At 73.5% G+C, this 18,315-nt stretch carries 15 protein-coding genes and 2 riboswitches; of the genes, 9 read left to right on the top strand and 6 right to left on the bottom strand.

Annotation, left to right across the window (positions count from 1 at the left end; genetic code table 11):
- Positions 1 to 87 precede the first annotated feature (87 nt).
- Positions 88 to 202, top strand: a riboswitch (SAM riboswitch).
- 59 nt (positions 203 to 261) lie between these two features.
- From IDM40_RS01610 to IDM40_RS01600, 3 genes are all read left to right on the top strand, one after another.
- Positions 262 to 1,599 (top strand): aminotransferase class V-fold PLP-dependent enzyme, encoded by a 1,338-nt coding sequence (locus tag IDM40_RS01610; RefSeq protein ID WP_193120045.1) that lies wholly within the window; start codon positions 262 to 264, stop codon positions 1,597 to 1,599.
- A 253-nt stretch (positions 1,600 to 1,852) separates the two neighbouring features.
- A complete protein-coding gene (locus IDM40_RS01605) occupies positions 1,853 to 2,536 on the top strand; it encodes a class I SAM-dependent methyltransferase (RefSeq protein WP_193120044.1) in 684 nt (227 codons plus the stop codon).
- A gap of 24 nt (positions 2,537 to 2,560) precedes the next feature.
- Complete coding sequence (locus IDM40_RS01600; protein ID WP_193120043.1) at positions 2,561 to 3,112, top strand: DinB family protein; 552 nt, start codon at positions 2,561 to 2,563, stop codon at positions 3,110 to 3,112.
- A 13-nt stretch (positions 3,113 to 3,125) separates the two neighbouring features.
- On the opposite strand, the gene IDM40_RS01595 is transcribed toward IDM40_RS01600, so the two are convergent.
- From IDM40_RS01595 to IDM40_RS01575, 5 genes are all read right to left on the bottom strand, one after another.
- Positions 3,126 to 4,856: a dipeptide ABC transporter ATP-binding protein gene (locus IDM40_RS01595; protein ID WP_193120042.1), complete on the bottom strand. Its 1,731-nt coding sequence runs from the start codon at positions 4,854 to 4,856 to the stop codon at positions 3,126 to 3,128.
- Positions 4,853 to 5,767, bottom strand: coding sequence for an ABC transporter permease (locus IDM40_RS01590; RefSeq protein WP_216630171.1), 915 nt, complete (start codon positions 5,765 to 5,767; stop codon positions 4,853 to 4,855). The genes IDM40_RS01595 and IDM40_RS01590 overlap by 4 nt, the downstream gene beginning before the upstream one ends.
- A 7-nt stretch (positions 5,768 to 5,774) precedes the next feature.
- Positions 5,775 to 6,722 (bottom strand): ABC transporter permease, encoded by a 948-nt coding sequence (locus IDM40_RS01585; protein ID WP_193120041.1) that lies wholly within the window; start codon positions 6,720 to 6,722, stop codon positions 5,775 to 5,777.
- Complete coding sequence (locus IDM40_RS01580) at positions 6,719 to 8,269, bottom strand: ABC transporter substrate-binding protein (protein ID WP_193120040.1); 1,551 nt, start codon at positions 8,267 to 8,269, stop codon at positions 6,719 to 6,721. The genes IDM40_RS01585 and IDM40_RS01580 overlap by 4 nt, the downstream gene beginning before the upstream one ends.
- A gap of 165 nt (positions 8,270 to 8,434) precedes the next feature.
- Positions 8,435 to 10,849 (bottom strand): primosomal protein N', encoded by a 2,415-nt coding sequence (locus tag IDM40_RS01575; RefSeq protein WP_193120039.1) that lies wholly within the window; start codon positions 10,847 to 10,849, stop codon positions 8,435 to 8,437.
- A 123-nt stretch (positions 10,850 to 10,972) separates the two neighbouring features.
- On the opposite strand from IDM40_RS01575, the gene fmt reads away from it, so the two are divergent.
- On the top strand, positions 10,973 to 11,908 hold the full coding sequence (gene fmt, locus IDM40_RS01570) for a methionyl-tRNA formyltransferase (protein ID WP_193120038.1): 936 nt from the start codon (positions 10,973 to 10,975) through the stop codon (positions 11,906 to 11,908).
- Positions 11,909 to 11,981: 73 nt separating this feature from the next.
- Positions 11,982 to 13,442 carry an RsmB/NOP family class I SAM-dependent RNA methyltransferase gene (locus IDM40_RS01565; RefSeq protein WP_193120037.1) on the top strand — a complete coding sequence of 487 codons (1,461 nt, stop codon included), beginning with the start codon at positions 11,982 to 11,984 and terminating at the stop codon, positions 13,440 to 13,442.
- Positions 13,443 to 13,458: 16 nt separating this feature from the next.
- On the opposite strand, the gene IDM40_RS01560 is transcribed toward IDM40_RS01565, so the two are convergent.
- Entirely contained in the window at positions 13,459 to 13,845 is a 387-nt protein-coding gene (locus IDM40_RS01560; protein ID WP_193120036.1) for a hypothetical protein, read from the bottom strand.
- A 116-nt stretch (positions 13,846 to 13,961) separates the two neighbouring features.
- On the opposite strand from IDM40_RS01560, the gene rpe reads away from it, so the two are divergent.
- The 4 genes from rpe to IDM40_RS01540 all read left to right on the top strand — a co-directional run bounded on the left by rpe (position 13,962) and on the right by IDM40_RS01540 (position 18,298).
- Complete coding sequence (rpe, locus tag IDM40_RS01555) at positions 13,962 to 14,633, top strand: ribulose-phosphate 3-epimerase (RefSeq protein ID WP_193120035.1); 672 nt, start codon at positions 13,962 to 13,964, stop codon at positions 14,631 to 14,633.
- 174 nt (positions 14,634 to 14,807) lie between these two features.
- Complete coding sequence (locus IDM40_RS01550; protein ID WP_328806909.1) at positions 14,808 to 15,974, top strand: phosphatase PAP2 family protein; 1,167 nt, start codon at positions 14,808 to 14,810, stop codon at positions 15,972 to 15,974.
- A 72-nt stretch (positions 15,975 to 16,046) separates the two neighbouring features.
- Positions 16,047 to 16,177: riboswitch (FMN riboswitch) on the top strand.
- Positions 16,178 to 16,289: 112 nt separating this feature from the next.
- The gene (locus IDM40_RS01545) at positions 16,290 to 16,922 is read left to right on the top strand and encodes a riboflavin synthase (protein ID WP_193120034.1); all 633 of its coding nucleotides are present in this window, start codon (positions 16,290 to 16,292) and stop codon (positions 16,920 to 16,922) included.
- Positions 16,923 to 17,008: 86 nt separating this feature from the next.
- Positions 17,009 to 18,298, top strand: a complete 1,290-nt coding sequence (locus IDM40_RS01540; RefSeq protein WP_193120033.1) for a bifunctional 3,4-dihydroxy-2-butanone-4-phosphate synthase/GTP cyclohydrolase II — start codon at positions 17,009 to 17,011, stop codon at positions 18,296 to 18,298.
- The last annotated feature ends 17 nt before the right edge of the window (positions 18,299 to 18,315 follow it).

Below are 18,315 nucleotides of genomic sequence, written 5' to 3'. Positions count from 1 at the left end.
GGCGCGTGTCAAGCGGGGGTGTGCCTCAGTGCACAACCACGGCGGACCCGTGGCGAACGCTCTCGGTTGGTGTTACAGTCCCTCGCAGGTCACGAGTACCAGCGACAAGCCCCGGCTGGCTGGTCGGCAACCCTCCTTCCGCGGTGGGGTGCCCCGGGTGATGACCAGGTCCCGGCACAACCGTGCCGGACAAGCGCGGACCCCTGGAGCCCGGTAGCTCCGGCGCCCGGTGGGTCCCCCGACCCACGAGCGAGGTGCCCCATGAGTGCTGTCCGTCCCTTCCCCGTCGCGTCCATCGCCGACCGCCGCGAGCCCGAGTTCTCCGTCGTCGTCGACGAGTCCGGTGTCCCGCTTGCCAACGGCGAGCGCGTCGAGCACGCCAACTTCGACCACGCCGCGAGCACACCCTGCCTGAGCACGGTGGCCGAGGCGCTGTCGGAGGCGCTGCCCTTCTACGCGAGTGTGCACCGCGGTGCCGGCCACCACTCCCGAGTGACCACCGAGGCCTACGAGCGCGCCCGCCGCAGTGTCGGCCGGTTCCTGGGCGTGCGCACCGAACCCGAGGACGCGGTGGTGTTCGTGCGCGGAACCACCGACGCCCTCAACCTGCTGGCGCGGTCGCTGCCGGAGGGCTGCACCGTGATCGTGCCCGAGTCCGAGCACCACGCGAGCCTGCTGCCGTGGGAGCACCCCGCCTCCCGCGCCGCCCGGGTGCAGCGCCTGCCCCTGGCCGGTTCCCCGGAGGCGGCCGTCGAGGCGGTGCGCACGGCGCTGGCCGAGGCGCCCGAGGGCCCGGTGCTGCTGTGCGTGACCGCGGCCTCCAACGTCACCGGCGAGATCTGGCCGGTGCGCGAGCTGGTGCGCGCGGCCCACGACGAGGGGGCGCGTGTGGTCGTCGACGCCGCTCAGTACGTGCCGCACCTGCCCTTCTCCCTGGAGGAGACCGGGGCCGACTACGTGGCGCTGTCCGCGCACAAGCTCTACGCCCCGTTCGGCAGCGGGGTGCTGGCCGGGCGCGCCGACTGGCTGGCCGAGGCCGCGCCCTACCTGTCCGGGGGAGGGGCCAGCGCCCACGTGGACACCCATGACGTGGTCTGGAACGACCTGCCCGCCCGCCACGAGGCCGGAAGCCCCAACGTGCTCGGCGCGATCGCCCTGGCCGCGGCCTGCGAGACCTTCACCCCGGAGGTGCTGGAGCGCCGGCACGTGAGCGAGACGGTGCTGCTCGAGCGGTTGCGCGCGGGCATCGCCGAGATCGACGGCGTGGAGGAGCTGACCCTGTGGGGGCCCGAGCACCCGCGGGTGGGCATCGTGTCCTTCACCGTGGAGGGGATCCCGGCCGACCTGGTAGCCGCGGCGCTGGCGGCCGAGCACGGCATCGGGGTGCGCGACGGACTCTTCTGCGCCCACCCCCTCACCCGTCATCTGCTTCCCGAGGGCCACACGCAGGCGGTGCGGGCCAGCCTCGGCGTCGGGACCACCGGCGAGCACGTGGACCGGCTCGTGGGTGCGCTGGCCGAACTGGCCGAGCACGGTCCGCGCTGGGAGTACGTGGAGATCGACGGCCGCCTCGAAGCCTGGGTCGACACGGAGCGCTGAGACCCGTGCGGGCCGCCGCTGCGCACGAGTGGGGCCCGGGGCCGGACGGTCCCGGGCCCCGATCCCGAGAATCTGTACACCGCAGGTCATCAGATAGTACTCAGAAGGTCACATTTCGCCCTTCGGTGTGCTGGGTATCACGTACGCAACCTGTAGCATCGGGCCCTAATGGCATGGCGCGGTGCCGTCGGGGCCCGACCGGCCCCCGCGGTCTCGCCCCTGCCTCCCGCGAGCGAACCGGCTGGGGGACGAGATGACGCACGCGCGACGACACCAGGCGCCTCCCCCGGGCGTGCTCGGCGGCCAAGGGCCGTCGCCCCGTGTCCCGCCCTCGCGCGGCCACGTCGTGCAGCTGGGAGGCCGCCGCCGGACCCCCGTCCCGGAACGCCCCGTGGTCCCGCACGCCCGCGAGCACCAGGCCTTCCTCGGACGTGTCATCGACTACCTGAGCACCGACCGCGGCGTGCGCCAGTTCGTCGACTGGGGCTGTCCCGTCCCCGGAACCGCCGAGCGCATACGCCAGGCCCACCCCGACAACACCGTCGTGCACATCGCCCCCCACGGGACCGTCGGGATGCTCTCCTCCCCGGACAACCCCGTCCTGTCCGGCTCCGAGAGCTCCGACTCCTCCCTGTGCCGACTCACCACCTGCGGGCTCGTCGATCTCGACGGGCCCGTCGCTGTTCTGATGACCCGTCCCTTCTCGGCCGAGGCGCCTCCCCCCGCCCTCGACCGGCTGCACTACCTCATGCACGGCGGCGGGTACCTGGCCCTGGCCACCGAGGCACCGAAACGGGACGCCGAGGCCGCCTTCGCCCCCTTCGTCCCCCTCGAACCGGGCGTGGCCGACCTGCGCTGGTGGCCCTACCCGGACGAGGACGTGGCGATGGAAGGGACCGGCATCCTCGGCGGACTCGCACGTACACGCAGCAACTGACACACCCCCGGGGGAAGTAGGGGCATGACCACACCGACACCGACGGCGCTGAACTGGCCCGCCGAGATCCTGGCACAGGGCGAGTTCTACTGGGACTTCTCGCTGTGGCCCCGCCTGGAGGGCCTCACCGACGCCGAGTTCTACTGGGAACCCGCACCCGGAGCATGGAACGTGCGCCGCCTGCCCGACGGCCGGCACGCGCCCGACAGCGGCGTCCCCGAACCCGAACCGCCGCCGGTCACCACCATCGCCTGGCGGCTGGGCCACATCGTCGTCGACGTGCTCGAGACGCGCATCAACTGGCACTTCGGAGACCGCACCCTGAGCCGGGACACCATCGACTGGCCGGGGACCGCCGACGAGGCCAAGCAGCGCCTGCGCATGGCGTTCCGCACCTGGTTCGAGAACATGCACGAGCTCGGCGAGGAGGACTTCGCCGCACCCGTCGGCGGGGCCGAGGCGGCGCAGTGGGCCGACATGCCGATGGTGGTGCTCGTGCTGCACCTGCAGCGCGAGATCATCCACCACGGTGCGGAGGTGGCCCTCATGCGCGACCTCTACCAGGCACGGGGCTGAGGGCCCGCGACCGTTACCGCCCCTGGCCGCGCTTGCGGGCCAGGACCCGGTCGAGGGACGGCGTCGCCTCGTGCAGGGCCCGCGTGTACCCGTCCTCCGGGTCGTCGTAGACCCGGTCGGCGGGGCCCGACTCCACGACCCTGCCGTCGCGCATCACCACGATCCGGTCACACAGGTGGCGGACCACGCCCAGGTCGTGCGAGACCATCACCAGCGTCAGCCCGCGTTCTTCGACGAGCCGGTTGAGCAGGGCGAGGACCTGCGCGCGGACGCTCACGTCGAGGGCGCTGACGGGCTCGTCGGCGATCAGCACGTCCGGGTCGGTGACCAGGGACCGCGCGATGGAGATGCGCTGGCGCTGCCCGCCGGAGAACTGGTGGGGGTGGCGTTCGGCCGCCTCCGGCTCCAGCCCCACGGCGCGCAGCGACTCGGCGACCAGCTCGTGCCGGTGCTTGCGCGTGCGGGTGTCGCGGCGGCCGATCAGGGGCTCCTCGACGATCTCGCGCACCGACATGCGCGGGTCCAGGGAACCCATCGGGTCCTGGAAGACGGTCTGCAGCCCTTCCCGCAGCGGTCGCAGCGCACGGCGTGTGGGCCGGGTGACGTCGACGCCGCAGACCGACGCGGCCCCGGAGGTGGGCCGGTCGAGGCCGGACAGGATCTTGAGCAGGGTCGTCTTGCCGGACCCGGACTCGCCCACGATGCCGAGGCGCTCGCCCCCGTGCACCTCCAGGTCGACGCCGCGCAGGGCGTGCACGGTACGGCGCCCCGAACGGTAGGTGCGGTGCAGGTCGCGCACGCGCACGACGGGGTCGGACGCGGGGCCGTGTGCCGGTCCGCCCGGCGTTGCGTCGTGCGTGTCCGGGGCGGCCGCCGACGGACCCGGGGTCCCCCCGTCCGTGCTCCGGGCCGACCTCCCGGACGCCGGTTCCAGCCGCGACGCCCGCAGCAGCCGCGCGGTGTACGGGTGCTGCGGGGCCGTGAGCACGGACGGCACCGGACCGGACTCCACCACCCGGCCGTCCTGCATGACCAGCACCCGGTCGCAGGCCTCGGCCACCACGGCCAGGTCGTGCGAGACGAACAGCAGGCTGGTGCCGCGGCTGCGCACGGCCTCGTCCACCAGGTCGAGCACCTGGCGCTGCACCGTCACGTCCAGCGCGGTGGTCGGCTCGTCGCAGATCAGAAGGTCCGGGTCGTTGGCGAAGGCCATCGCGATCATGACCCGCTGGCGCTGGCCCCCGGAGAGCTGGTGCGGGTAGGCCTTGAGGACCCGCTCGGGGTCGGACAGGTGCACCGACTCCAGCAGCTCGAGCACGCGCGCACGCACCGCCCGGCGGCCGGTCAGGGTGCGGTGCTGAGTGAGCACCTCGCCGACCTGCCTGCCCACGTGCATCAGCGGGTTCAGGGCGGTCATGGGCTCCTGGAAGACCATCGACACCCGCCGACCGCGCAGCCCGCACAGCTCGCGTTCGGGCGCCGCGAGCAGGTCGTCGGAGGCGCCGCGCAGGGCGATGCTGCCGCCGTGGTCCAGCTCGTCCGGCAGCAGCCCGATGAGCGAGAGCGCGGTCAGCGACTTGCCCGACCCGGACTCCCCGATGAGACCCACGCGCTCCCCGGCGCCGATGGTCAGGTCGAGCGGGTGCACCAGCGGGGTGGGACCGGAGTCCACACGCAGGCCGGAGACCCGCACCAGGGGCCCGTCCGCTCCGGTGCCGGCCTCCCGGGTCTCGGCGGCGGTCATCGGCGTCCTCTCGTCCGCGGGTCGAGCACGTCCCGGAGGCCGTCGCCCAACAGGTTGAACCCGAGCACCGCCAGCGCGATCGCCAGCCCCGGCCACACGGCCAGGTGGGGCGCGACGGCCAGGTGGTCCTGCGCGCTCTGCAGCATGCGTCCCCAGGACGGTTCCGGCGGCGGGGTGCCCAGCCCCAGGAAACTCAGCGCGGCCTCGGCCAGGATCGCCAACGCGAAGGTCACCGACGCCTGGACCACCACCAGGCCGACGATGTTGGGCAGGACGTGCCGGCGCGCGATCCGGGCCCCGGGCTGTGCGGCCACACGCGCGGCCAGGATGAAGTCGGAGGACATCACCTGGAGCGTTCCGGCCCGCGCCACACGGGCGAACCCCGGCACCGAGGCCAGGCCGATGGCGGCCATCGCCGACCACGTGCTCGCGCCCATGACCGCGCTCGCCATGATCGCCAGCAGCAGCGCCGGGAAGGCCAGGACGACGTCGGAGCCGCGCATGACCAGCTCCTCGGTCCAGCCCCGCCGCATCCCGGCCAGCACACCCAGGGGCGTGCCGATGAGCACGGCGATCGCGACGGCCACACAACCCACCAGCAGCGTGATCTGTGCCCCTGCCATGAGGATCGACGCGACGTCGCGCCCGTAGCGGTCGGTGCCCAGCGGGTGTTGAGGCGTCGACCCGCTCAGCCGCTGTTCCGGTGCGGCCTGCAGGGGATCGTGCGGCGTCCAGACCAGGGACACGAGCGCGACCGCCACGATGCCCGCGACGATCACCAGGCCGATGAGCCCGGTCGCGGGCAGCAGGTGCAGCGGGCCGCGGCGGCGCCGCGCCGTTCCGGCCGCCGCCGCGTCGACGTGTTCGGGGCCGGTCGGGGAACCCTGGGTCCCGGTGTCCGCCTCGCTCATGGTCTCCTCACGTCCGGACCGCGGTGCGCGGGTCGAGGATCAGGTACAGCAGGTCCACCACGAAGTTCACGGTCAGGGTGGCCATCGCCAGCAGCATCACGACCGACTGCACGGTCAGCAGGTCGCGGGCGGCGACCGCCTCGATCAGCTCCGAGCCGATCCCGGGGATCACGAAGACCTGCTCGATGACCACCGCCCCCACGACCAGGGTCGTCAGCTGGATCCCGGTGACCGTCAGCACCGGCAGCGCCGCGTTGCGCAGACCGTGCCGCACCAGCGCCCGGAAACGGGAGAGACCCTTGGCCCGCGCTGTGCGCATCCAGTCCTGGCCCATGATCTCCAGGACCGACGTGCGCACGTAGCGGGTCATGACGGCCGCCTGCACCGCCGCCAGCGCCGCCACCGGCAGGACCAGGTGCGAGAGGAACTGGACCGGGTCGTAGGCCGGGGGCATCCAGCTGTTGGCCGGCAGCCACCCCAGTCCCAGGGCGAAGGCGGCCACCAGCAGCATGCCCGCGAGGAAGTTGGGCACCGCGACCCCGACCTGGCTCAGGGCGCTGACGGCGATCCCGTCGGCCCGCCGGTGCCTCACCGCGGCCCAGGAACCCAGGGGCACCGCGACCGCCACGGCCACGACCATCGCCGAGACCACGAGGATCAGGCTCACGCTCAGCCGGTCCAGCACCACGGGGCTGATGTCCTCGCCGGTGACGAAGGAGACGCCGAAGTCGCCCAGCGGGATCCCCGAGATCCAGTCCCAGTACTGCACCGCGAGCGGGCGGTCGAGGCCGAACTCGGCGCGCGTCCGTTCCAGCGCCTCCTCCGAGGCCCCGGTGCCCAGCGCGACCTCGGCCGGGTCGCCCGGCAGGACGCGCATGAAGGCGAAGACGAGCACCGACGTGGCGGCGAGGGTGAGCACGAAACGCAGCGCCCGCCCTCCGACGGCCCTGATCATGTGGGGCCCTCCTGTCGGCCGACCCCGGCCAGGAGCAGTTCGTCGGTGGGGCGGTCGGCGGGCAGACCCTGCAGCTCGCGGTGGCGCACGACGATGTTCGGGAAGATGAAGAGCGTGTCCGAGGCGGCCCGGTCGACGATGCGTTCCACGGCGGCCCGCATCAGGTCCTCCTGCCGTCCCGGCGCCTCGCGGTCGGCGCGGGCCAGGAGCTCGCGGGTCTCCTCGTCGTCGAAACCCAGGTAGTAGTCGGGGTTGCCGAACAGCACCGGGAGGTCGCGCGCCTCCGCGTGCACGATGACGCTCATCTGGTAGTCGTGCCGCCCGAAGACCTCGTCGAGCCAGACCGCCGGGAACTCCACCGACCGGATCTCCGCGGTGATGCCCACCTCGCGCAACTGGGAGACGACGATCTCGCTGATCTGCTGGGCGTAGGGACGCGTGGGCACCTTGAACGTGACGTGCAGGTCCTCCTGGCCGGCCTCGCGCAGCAGGCGCCGGGCCTCGGCAGGGTCGTGCGGGTACCGGGAGGACTCCACGAACCACGGGTCGGTCGGCGGCGCGGGCGCACCGCCGGTGTCGACGCCGAACCCGCCCCACGCGGTGTCGATCACGGCCCGGCGGTCGACGGCGTACATCACCGCCCGCCTGACCCGCACGTCGTCGAAAGGAGCGACGCGGTTGTTCAGGGCGAGCAGGATCTGGCCGCTGGTGTCCCCGGTCTCGATGACCAGGCGCCCGTCCTCCTCCAGGACCTCGGTGAGCTCGGGGGACTGCATGTCGTAGACCGCGTCGACCTCGCCGGCCTGCAGGGCGTTGGTGCTCGCGGTGGTGTCGGCGAAGTACTGGATCGCCACCGAGGTCGAGGCCGGCGGGTCGCCCCAGTACGTGTCGTTGGCCGCCAGCCGCAGCGACCGGCCCTGCGACCAGCGCTCCACCGTGAACGGCCCCGTGCCGACCGGGGCGGTCGCGAGGTCGCCGACGCCGTCCTCGGTCATCATCGCGCCGATCAGGGTGCCCATGGACCACAGCCACTGGTTGCTCGGCTCCGACAGCTCGACCCGCAGGGTGTGGCTGTCCTCGGCGGTGGCCGACGCGACCACGTCCATGCCGGCCGACAACCCGTTGGTCCACTCGTCCGACCGCACCCGTTCGATGCTGAAGACCGCGCTGTGGGCGTCGAACGGGGTGCCGTTGGAGAAGGCGACCCCGCGGCGCAGCGCGAAGGTGTACACCCGCAGGTCGTCGGAGACCGTCCAGTCCTCGGCGAGCAGGGGGACCACCTCGCCCGACCCGTCGATGCGCACCAGGCCCTCGTAGACGTTGCCCATGAGCACCAGGGGGATGGCGACCCCGTCGTTGCGGGTGAAGTCGAGGCTGGTCGGCGCCCCCGTCAGCGCCAGGACCACCTCGTCGGCCGCGCTCTGTTCCGGATCGGCGACGGCGGTGTGGCCCGCGTGGCATGAGGCCAGCAGAGGGGACCCGAGGCCGGCGAGCAGGAGGTTGCGCCGGGACACCCCTGAGGCCGGGGTGTGGCGCGCTGCGGGCATGGCCCCTCCAGAACCGTCGTGTTGCCGTGGGCGGGACACGGGCGTCCCTGCCGGGCCCATCCGTCACCCGCCACCGCCCTCAACGGACGCCTTCGGCGCAGTACTCCCGGGCCCACGAACGTATTGTGGCCCAGTTCGAAGGGGCCCGGTGCCATGGGCAGCGGCTCAGACCACGTGCAGCGGGTCCACCCTGACCTGCGCCAGGTGCTCGTCACCGCGGGCACTGCGCGCCGCGGCCGCGACCTTGAGGGCGTGGGTGAGCGCACCGATCCGGTTCCGGGGCACCCGCAACAGCGCACGTTCCCGCGTCTGTGAGTCGCCCGAGCCGTCCGGGCCGGGGGTGTCGACCGGGACCGGACCCAGGAGGTCGGCCTCCTCCGGGAGCTCCACCTGGTCCAGCAGCTCGCGCACGTGCTCGGGGCCGCCGGTGACCGACGCCATGGACACCGCGGGCGGGAAACCCAGTTCCCTGCGCTCGGCGAGTTCCCGTTCGGCGTACCCGCCAGGGTCCCAGCGCACGAGGGACTGCACGACGGGCATCCCGGCGTCGGCCGAGACCACGACGTGGCCCTCGGGGCGCACCAGTGCGGAGGCGTTGAACCACCGGCGCAGGGCCTCCTCCGACGCACGCAGGTCCATGCGGTTGAGCAGCGCCCACCCGTCGAGCAGGACCGCCGCGGCGTAACCGTTCTCGGCCTCGGGCTCGGCGCCCGGGGTGGCCACCACGATCGAGGGGCGGTCCCGGACCCGGGTGAGGACCTCCTCGCGCCCGGACGTGCGCACGGACAGCGACGGGAACGCCCGGCCGAGCTCCTCGGCGGTGCGGCGCGCACCCACGACCACCGCGCGCATGCGCGTGCCCGAGCACTCCGGGCAGGACCAGCCGCCCGACACCCGGCCGCACCACCCGCACGAGGGCATCGCGTGCGAGCCGCGCACGGCCAGGGGCCCTCGGCAGTGGTCGCAGCGGGCCGGTTCGCGGCAGCTCGCGCACGCCAGGGTGTTGAGGTAACCGCGGCGCGGAACCTGGAAGAGCACGGGGCCCGTGCGTGCCGCCTCCCGGGCCGTGCGCAGCGCCAGGCTCGGCATGCGCGCCGAGCGGGCGGCCTCGTCCCGGGCCAGTTCCCGGTCGTCGCCGGCGGCCTTGATCACGGGTGCGTGCCGCCGCAGCGTGGTGCGGTCGGCGGTCAACGGGTGCGCCCACCCCGCCTCCACCAGCATCTGCGCGTCGGTGGTGCGGGTGAACCCGCCGATGAGCGCCCCCGCGCCCTCGCGGTGCGCGCGCATCGACAGGACGGTGCGGGCGTGCGGGTAGGGGGCGTGCTGGTCGGCGTGCACGTCGTCGCCGTCGTCCCACAGGACCACCAGGCCCAGGTCGGACACGGGCGCGAAGACGGCCCCGCGTGTGCCCACGACCACGCGCACCTGGCCACGCAGCACCATCAACCAGCGGCGGTAGCGCTCGGCCGGGCCCAGCTCCGCGGTGAGGGCCACGTGCCGGTCGCCGCCGAGCTCCTCGGAGAGCGCGGTGTCCACCGACGCGACGTCCCTGGCGTCGGGCACGACCACGACCGTTCCGCGCCCGGCGGCCTCGGCGGCGCGGGCGGCCACGGCGATCGCGCGCGCCCAGTCGGGCCCGGGCAGGGCGTTCCACACCGCACGCGCGGGGCGCCCCTCGCGCAGGGCCTGCAGGAACGAGGGCCCCTCGGGGTAGCCCGCCCACGGCCCCACCTCGAACGGCGCCCCCGGTGCGCCGGGGGCGCCGCCCCCGACCTGCGGGTTCTGCTCGTCGGGGTGCTGGGTGGCGGCCCCCGTCACGGCCATGGACCGGTCGGTACCGTGCTCTGCGGGGCCTTCGGCCCCGGCCTCCGGGCGAGTGGGGCTCGCCCCCGTGTCGGCCAGGTCCTCTTCCCGATCCGATCCTGCGGGGCACTCGGCCTCTGCGGGGTGCGCGGCGCCGGCGCCGGCCCGGCTGGTGCCCGGCCCTTCGGACCCGGCATCGCCCATGGCCTGTGCGGCGCCGGCTCCTGTGTCGGCCAGGTCCCCCTGGGGCCCGGAGCTCGCGGGGTGCTCGGCCCCGGCCTCCGGTCGGGGGGCCTCGACCTCCGCGGCCGTCTCCTTCTCCACACGTCCGTGGCGCGGGGGGATCGCCAGGCGCAACACGTCGTTGAGCGTGCCCGCGTACCGGTCGGCCACCGCGCGCGCCAGGTCCAGGACCTGCGGGGTGAGCACCGGCTCGGGCGAGACCACCGAGTCCAGGTACGCCAGCCGCCCGGTGAACTCCGAGCGCTCGACCCGCTCCAGCAGGAACCCGTCCAGCTTCCGGTGGTTGAAGTGCACCCGCACACGGCACCCGGGCACGGCCTTCTCGTCCAGGTTCTCGGGCACCCGGTAGTCGAAGGTCCGGTCCAGGTGCGGCAGCGGGGTGTCGACGACCACGCGCGCGACCGGGAGGTGTTCGGCCGGGCGCTTGGCCTTGGGCCGCTTCCCCGTACGCGCCTTCGCCTGGGCCGCGGGTGTGCTCGCGGGCTCGGGGAGGTCGAAGAGGGCCTCGGCGGGCGGATCCGGGTGCGCTGTCATATCCCTTCTGGTCTATCAGAAGGGACCGACGTTCCCCGGACTCCGAGGAGGGCACGGCCCCCGGCAACGCTGGTAGAACTGGACACCGACAGACGCAGGACGCGGGTGGAGGGGACACCACAGATGAAGCTCGTCTTTGCCGGAACACCCGAGGTGGCCGTGCCGTCGCTGCGGGCCCTCCTGGACTCCGGCCACGAGGTCGCCGCGGTCGTCACCCGCCCCGACGCGCGTTCCGGCCGCGGCCGCAAGGTCTCCGCGAGCCCCGTCGCCGAGGTCGCCGAGGCCGAGGGCATCGAGGTCCTCAAGCCCGCCAAGGCCAAGGACCCGGAGTTCCTGGAACGCCTCGCCGAGATCGCACCGGACTGCTGCCCCGTCGTGGCCTACGGCGCCCTCCTGCCCCAGCCCGCGCTCGACATCCCCCGGCACGGGTGGGTCAACCTCCACTTCTCCCTGCTCCCCGCCTGGCGCGGCGCGGCCCCCGTCCAGCACGCGCTGCTGCACGGCGACGACGTCACCGGCGCCTCGACCTTCCGCATCGTGCAGGAACTCGACGCCGGCCCGGTCTTCGGGACCCTCGCCGAGACCGTCCGGCCCACCGACACCAGCGGTGAACTCCTGGAACGCCTGTCGGTCTCCGGCGCCGAGCTCCTCGTGCAGACCCTCGACGGCATCGAGGCCGGCGCGCTCGAGGCCGTGCCCCAGCCCGAGGCCGACGTCTCCTACGCCGCCAAGCTCACCCCCCTCGACGCCGAGCTCGACTTCACCGCCCCCGCCAGGCGGGTGGACCGCGTCGCGCGCGCCTGCACCCCCGCCCCCGGCGCCTGGACCACGTTCCGCGGAACCCGCCTCAAGACCGGCCCCGTGCGACCGATCACCGACGCCGACACCCCCGCGCTCGAACCCGGGGAGCTCCACGTGGAGAAGAAGCGTGTGCTCGCCGGCACCAGCACCCACCCGGTCGAGCTCGGACAGGTCCAGCCCCAGGGCAAGAAGGCCATGGCCGCGGTCGACTGGGCGCGTGGTGTGCGTCCCACCGAAGATGACCGCCTGGGCCGTTGAGCTGCCGTAGGCTCGATCCTTGCGGCGCCCGGCCGCGCGACACGTCCCCGGATTCGTTGAGGCAGAACACACGTTGAGCGAGCAGCCCCGCAACCGCCGCCCCCGCAAGGGGAAGAAGCCCGCACAGGGCGGCGCCCAGAACGGTTCCGGGCCGCCCCAGCCCCGCGACCCCGCCCGCCGGGTCGCCTACGACGTGTTGCGCGCGGTCGGCCAGCGCGACGCCTACGCCAACCTCCTGCTGCCCGCGCTGCTCAACGAACGCGGGATCAGCGGCCGCGACGCCGCACTGGCCACCGAGCTCACCTACGGAACCCTGCGCCTGCAGGGCACCTACGACGCCGTCCTGGAGAACTGCGTCGACCGCAGCCTGTCCTCCGTCGACGCCGAGGCACTGCCCCTGCTGCGGTTGGGCGCCCACCAGCTGCTGTCCACGAAGATCCCCCCGCACGCCGCGGTCAGCGCCACCGTCAACCTCGCCCGCAAGGTCGTGGGCCAGCACCGCGCCCGGTTCGTCAACGCCGTACTGCGCCGGGTCAGCGCGCGTGACCTGCAGGGATGGATCGAGGTCATCGCGCCCGACCGCGAGCGCGACCCCAGCGGGTACCTGTCGGTGGTGCACAGCCACCCGCGCTGGATCGTCAAGGAGCTCGCCCGGGCCCTCGGCGAGCGCGCGCCCTCCGGACTTCCGCAGACCGAACGCCTGCTGCGCGCGCACAACGAACGCCCGCGGGTCACGCTCGTGGCCAAGCCGGGCCGCTCCACCGTCTCCGACCTGGTGGCCCAAGGCGCCGAGGAGGGCACCTACTCGCCCTTCGCCGCCCACCTCAAGGAGGGCGACCCGGCGCTGATCCGCGAGGTGCGCCAGAACCGGGCCGCGGTCCAGGACGAGGCCAGCCAACTGGTCGCCCTGGCGCTGTCCCGGGTCGACGCCCACGGCCGGGACGCCACCTGGCTCGACATGTGCGCCGGCCCCGGCGGGAAGGCGGGGCTGCTCGCCTCCATCGCGGGGCGCCGCGAGGCCCGCCTGCTGGCGTCCGAGGTCCAGCCCGCCCGCGCCGGGCTGGTCGCCACCGCCGTGCACCGCGCCCCGCGCGACGCCGGACGTGTGGTGGCCGCGGACGGTACCGCCCCCGCCTGGCGTCCGGGTGCGTTCGACCGGGTCCTGGTCGACGCCCCCTGCACCGGCCTGGGTGCGCTGCGCCGCCGGCCCGAGTCGCGCTGGCGCCGCACCCCCGAGACCGCGAAGGAGCTCGCGCCGCTCCAGCACGACCTGCTCACCAGCGCCGTGGAGGCCGTGCGCCCCGGCGGGGTCGTGGCGTACGTGACGTGCTCGCCCCACCTGGACGAGACCGACGCCGTGGTCCGCGGCGTGCTGGACGAACGCGGGGACCTCACCCTGCTGCGCGCCGCCGATTACCTGGACGAGGTGCCCGACCTGGCCGCAGGTCCGGACGGCATGTACGCGCAGTTCTGGCCGCACGTGCACGGAACCGACGCGATGTTCCTCGCCCTGCTGCGCCGCGACGAGGCGTGACGGCGGGTCGGTCCGCTCAGGCCGGTCCCGTGGGCACGACGACGCAGATCATGCAGGACCCGCCCGCCACCCGGAGCAGGTAGCGCCGGCCCTCGGCCAGGACCTCGCTGCCGTCCGCGGCCCGGGCGACCCGCCGCACGTCGACCCAGACCAGGTGCTCGCTGAGTTCCTCGACCCCGCGCAGCTCCAGCGCCAGCTCCGTCACGCCCCGTTCCCGGTAGCGCCGTGCGGCCCCGGTCAGCGTCGCCTTCAGCTCACCCGGGGCGGACAGGCTCAGGTTCGCGTTCTCCCCGACCACGCAGACCGGATAGGTGTAACGCGCGGCGACCCCGTCGAGGTCGCCCGAGACCAGTTCGCGCCCGTAGGCCTCGAGGAAGTCCTGCAGTTCGTCCCGGTCGAGCAAGGCCGCCTCCTCCGCGTGGGGCCCGGCGCGCGGCCGGGCGGGTCCGGTGTCGGGGGCTCTGCCCGCGCGGGTGGCCGCCCACACTCGAGCGCGCAGCTCTGGCTAGACTCGCTGACGTGGCAATTCAGATCTCTCCCAGCATTCTCAGCGCCGATTTCGCGCACCTGGCCGACGAGGCCGCGGCGGTCTCCCCGAACGCCGACTGGCTGCACGTCGACGTCATGGACAACCATTTCGTCCCCAACCTCACGCTCGGCCTCCCGATCGTGGAGTCCCTGTACAAGGCGGCGGACACGCCCCTGGACTGCCACCTGATGATCGAGGACCCCGACTCGTGGGCGCCCGGGTACGCGGAGGCGGGCGCGGGCAGCGTCACCATCCACGCCAAGGCCGCCAACGCCCCCGTGCGCACCCTGCGCGAGATCCGCAAACAGGGCGCCCGCGCAGGCCTGGCGCTCAACCCCGCCGAACCGGTGGAGCCCTACGCCGACCTCGTGGGTGAGATGGACATGCTCCTGCTCATGACGGTCGAGCCCGGGTTCGGCGGACAGAAGTTCCTCGACGTGGTGCTGCCCAAGATCCGCCGTGCCCGCGAGATCCTCGACAGCCGGGAGTCCTCGGTGTGGCTGCAGGTCGACGGCGGGGTCAGCGACGAGACCATCGAGCGTGCGGCCGAGGCCGGCGCCGACGTCTTCGTGGCCGGTTCTGCGGTCTACGGGGCCCAGGACCCGGCCGGCGCGATCGACGCCCTGCGGGCGCAGGCGGTCAAGGCGGGCGGACGCGGATAACGATCGCGGCGCGGCTGACCTGTGGCACTGGTCACACAGGCGCCGCGCCCTTAGGCTACCGCTCGGTAGTCGTTGATTTCGCTTGGTCGCGGCTCCGTCTTCCCCTGCGCCCAGGCGCCCGGGGGAGCGGCGCGGCGTGAGCGCGTAGCCAGGCGCGGACCCGTGGAGTGCGGTGTGAACGCTTGGACGAGCCGTCCCCTCGCCATGGACACGGTGTGGGGCGCCGAGGCCGACGCCATCCAGTGGCTGCAGAGACTGGGGGAGTGGCTCTCCTATCCACTCCTGGCCGTCACCGAACTGGGGTCGGAGACCGTGGTGATCGCGGTGCTGGCCCTGGTCTTCTGGAGTGTGCACGCAGGCGTCGGTGCGCGCCTGTTCGTGCTGGTCATCGCCTCGGGTGTGGTCAACGCGTTCCTCAAGACCCTGTTGTACGGATCGCGTCCCTACTGGCACTCGGGGCTGGTCGTCGGGTACGCCACCGAAGCCACCTTCGGGCTGCCGTCCGGCCATGCGCAGGGTTCCACGGTGCTCTACGGCTATCTCGGGATCAGGTCAGGCCGCCGCGCCTGGTTCTGGGGCGCGGTGGGGCTGATCGCGGTCATCTGTTTCTCGCGGATCTACCTGGGTGTGCACTTCTTCAGCGACGTGGTCGTCGGTGTGCTCCTGGGTGTGGCGATCCTGTGGGCCTTCTTCCGTTGGGAACGCCCGGTGCTGCGCTGGTGGCGCTCGCTCGCCCTGCGCACCGCCGCCCTCTACGCCCTGGCCGCCTCCCTCGTGCCGTGCGCGGTCGCGGCGCTGTGGGCCCTCGCCGTGCGCGGCCCCTGGAGCGCGCCCCAGACCGACGTCATCGGACGGCTGCCCCAGGACCCGGTCGGCGACAGCCTCACCGGCCTCTTCCTCGTCGCGGGCGCGTTCTTCGGCGGAGCGGTCGGGCTGACCCTGCTCGCCGACCGCGGTTGGTACAGCGCCCGCGGCACCCTCGTCCAGCGGGCGGCGCGGTTCGTGCTGGGGATCTCGGTCGTGCTCGTCGTGCAGATCGTCGCCGACCTCTTCCTGCGCGAACTCTCCGGGTTGGCCGAGGCGGTGCCCACCTACCTGCTCTACGCGGCGATCGCGTTCTGGGCGACCTTCGCGGCCCCGCGCATGTTCCTGGACGGCGGGCTCGCCCAGCGCCCCGAGCCCGAGCCGGAGGGCGGTCCCGAGCCCGGCGCCGACACCGGTCCCGGTACGGGCCCCGAACCCGGCCCGGACGCCGACCCGGCCCCGACCGGCGACGACACCGGCGACGGAACACCGGACCGCGGTGAGGGCGGCGATCCCGCCCCCGACCGCCGCCTGTGACTTACCGCACCCCGGCTATGCGCTCGGCTTCCGCAAGCGATAGGATTCGGGCACGAAGACACAAAGTCGTTTACGCGTGCTCCGGGGTCGGTGAAAGTCCGAACCGGCGGTGACAGTCCGCGACCCGGCCGAAGCCATCGGCCGGTTGAACCGGTGGAATTCCGGTACCGACGGTGAGAGTCCGGATGGGAGGCAGCGCGCGTGGGCGGGTGTGACGCGCGCCGGACCCCCGGCGACCCGTGAACACCCGTTCCTACGGTGGAAGGCACCTTCCACGTCCGCCCCGGAGCCCGTCGAGGTGAAGGGAAGCCGGACGTGTTCACCGGAATCATCGAAGAAATCGGCGAGGTCCTGTCGATCGACCCCGCCGGCGCCTCGGGTGAGGCCGTCCTCCTCACGGTGCGCGGCCCCCTCGCCTCCTCCGACGCCTCCCACGGCGACTCCATCTCGGTCAACGGCGTGTGCCTGACCGTGGTCGGCCTCGACGACGGCACCTTCACCGCCGACGTCATGAAGGAGTCCCTGGAGCGCTCCTCCCTCGGCGCCCTCGCCCCCGGCTCCGCCGTCAACCTCGAGCGCGCCACCCGCGCCGACGCCCGGCTGGGCGGGCACATCGTCCAGGGCCACGTCGACGGCACCGCCCGGCTGCTGTCCCGGAATCCCGGCGAGAAGTGGGACGTTCTACGTTTCGGACTGCCGCCGCAGCTCTCCCCGTACGTGGTCGAGAAGGGCTCGGTGGCCGTGGACGGCACCAGCCTCACCGTCTCCGCCGTCAGCGCACCCGGCGCCGACGAGGAGTACTTCGAGGTCAGCCTGATCCCCGCCACTCTGGAGGCCACCACCCTGGGCGCGGCCGAGGCCGGCACCGTCGTCAACCTCGAGGTCGACGTCGTGGCCAAGTACGTCGAGCGCATCGCCGCCGTCACCTCCGCCCGCGCGGGCGCCTGACCCACAGCTCACCGCGGGGGCGGGCCACCGGTGGCCGCCACCCCGCCATCCACCACCCACAGACCACGGACCTTCAGGGAGCGGGCATGACCGTCACCGACACCACCCCGGCCGCCGCCGACTCCGAGCCGAACGTCGCCCTCGACAACATCGAGGACGCCATCGCCGACTTCGCGGCGGGGCGGGCCATCGTGGTGGTCGACGACGAGGAACGGGAGAACGAGGGCGACATCATCTTCTCCGCCGAGCTGGCCACCCCCGAGCTGCTCGCATTCATGATCCGCTACACCTCCGGGGTGGTGTGCGTTCCGATGGAGGGCCAGGACCTCGACCGCCTCGACCTGCCGCTGATGACGGCGCGCAACGAGGAGAGCCTGCGCACCGCCTACACCGTCACCGTCGACGCCCGCGAGAACGTCACCACGGGGATCTCGGCCGCCGACCGCGCGCACACCATCAACCTCCTCGCCGCCACCGGCAGCACCCCCGGCGACTTCGTGCGCCCCGGCCACATCCTCCCGCTGCGCGCCCGTTCCGGCGGTGTTCTGGCCCGCCGCGGCCACACCGAGGCCTCCGTCGACTTCGCGCGCCTGGCCGGGCTCCGTCCCGCCGGGGTGCTCGCCGAGGTCGTCAACGACGACGGAACCATGGCCCGCCTGCCCCGCCTGCGCGAGTTCGCCGACGAGCACGGCCTCACCCTCGTCTCCGTCGAGCAGCTCGCCGCCCACCGAGAGGCGATGGGGGAGCGGCTCACCGACGAGCAGGCCCACCCGCCCCTGGTCACCCGCACCGTCGAGACGCGCATGCCCAACCAGCACGGCGAGTGGCGCGCGGTCGGTTACACCGGCGCGGCCGACGGCGCCGAGCACGTGGCCCTGGTCATGGGTGAGATCGGCGATGGCACCGACGTCACCGTGCGCCTGCACTCCGAGTGCCTGACCGGGGACGCCTTCGGCTCCCACCGCTGCGACTGCGGCGCCCAGCTCGAGGCGGCCATGGCCGACATCGCCGCCCGCGGCCGCGGCGCGGTGGTCTACCTCGGCGGGCACGAGGGCCGCGGCATCGGCCTGCTGCACAAGCTGCGCGCCTACAGCCTCCAGGACGCCGGCGCCGACACCGTCGACGCCAACCTGCGCCTGGGCCTGCCCGCCGACGCCCGCGAGTTCGGGGCCGGGGCCGAGATCCTCCAGGACCTCGGTATCTCCTCCGTGCGCCTGCTCAGCAACAACCCCGACAAGGCCGAGGCCCTCGAAGAGCACGGTGTGGCCGTGGACGAGCGGGTGGCCATGCCGACCTTCGTCACCGACCACAACATCGCCTACCTGCGTACCAAGCGCGACCGCATGGGTCACGACCTGACCGGCGTCGCCCAGTAGTTCCCGCCCCGCAACAA

It is taken from the genome of Nocardiopsis coralli, from assembly GCF_014892575.1.
Lineage (GTDB): Bacteria > Actinomycetota > Actinomycetes > Streptosporangiales > Streptosporangiaceae > Nocardiopsis > Nocardiopsis coralli.
This window is presented reverse-complemented; position numbering and strand designations above follow the sequence as displayed.

Bases quoted from the DNA above. Each gene is read 5' to 3' on its own strand.
- IDM40_RS01610 (WP_193120045.1), top strand. From the start codon at position 262: ATGAGTGCTGTCCGTCCCTTCCCCGTCGCGTCCATCGCCGACCGCCGC.
- IDM40_RS01605 (WP_193120044.1), top strand. From the start codon at position 1,853: ATGACGCACGCGCGACGACACCAGGCGCCTCCCCCGGGCGTGCTCGGC.
- IDM40_RS01600 (WP_193120043.1), top strand. From the start codon at position 2,561: ATGACCACACCGACACCGACGGCGCTGAACTGGCCCGCCGAGATCCTG.
- IDM40_RS01595 (WP_193120042.1), bottom strand. From the start codon at position 4,856: ATGACCGCCGCCGAGACCCGGGAGGCCGGCACCGGAGCGGACGGGCCC.
- IDM40_RS01590 (WP_216630171.1), bottom strand. From the start codon at position 5,767: ATGAGCGAGGCGGACACCGGGACCCAGGGTTCCCCGACCGGCCCCGAA.
- IDM40_RS01585 (WP_193120041.1), bottom strand. From the start codon at position 6,722: ATGATCAGGGCCGTCGGAGGGCGGGCGCTGCGTTTCGTGCTCACCCTC.
- IDM40_RS01580 (WP_193120040.1), bottom strand. From the start codon at position 8,269: ATGCCCGCAGCGCGCCACACCCCGGCCTCAGGGGTGTCCCGGCGCAAC.
- IDM40_RS01575 (WP_193120039.1), bottom strand. From the start codon at position 10,849: ATGACAGCGCACCCGGATCCGCCCGCCGAGGCCCTCTTCGACCTCCCC.
- fmt (WP_193120038.1), top strand. From the start codon at position 10,973: ATGAAGCTCGTCTTTGCCGGAACACCCGAGGTGGCCGTGCCGTCGCTG.
- IDM40_RS01540 (WP_193120033.1), top strand. From the start codon at position 17,009: ATGACCGTCACCGACACCACCCCGGCCGCCGCCGACTCCGAGCCGAAC.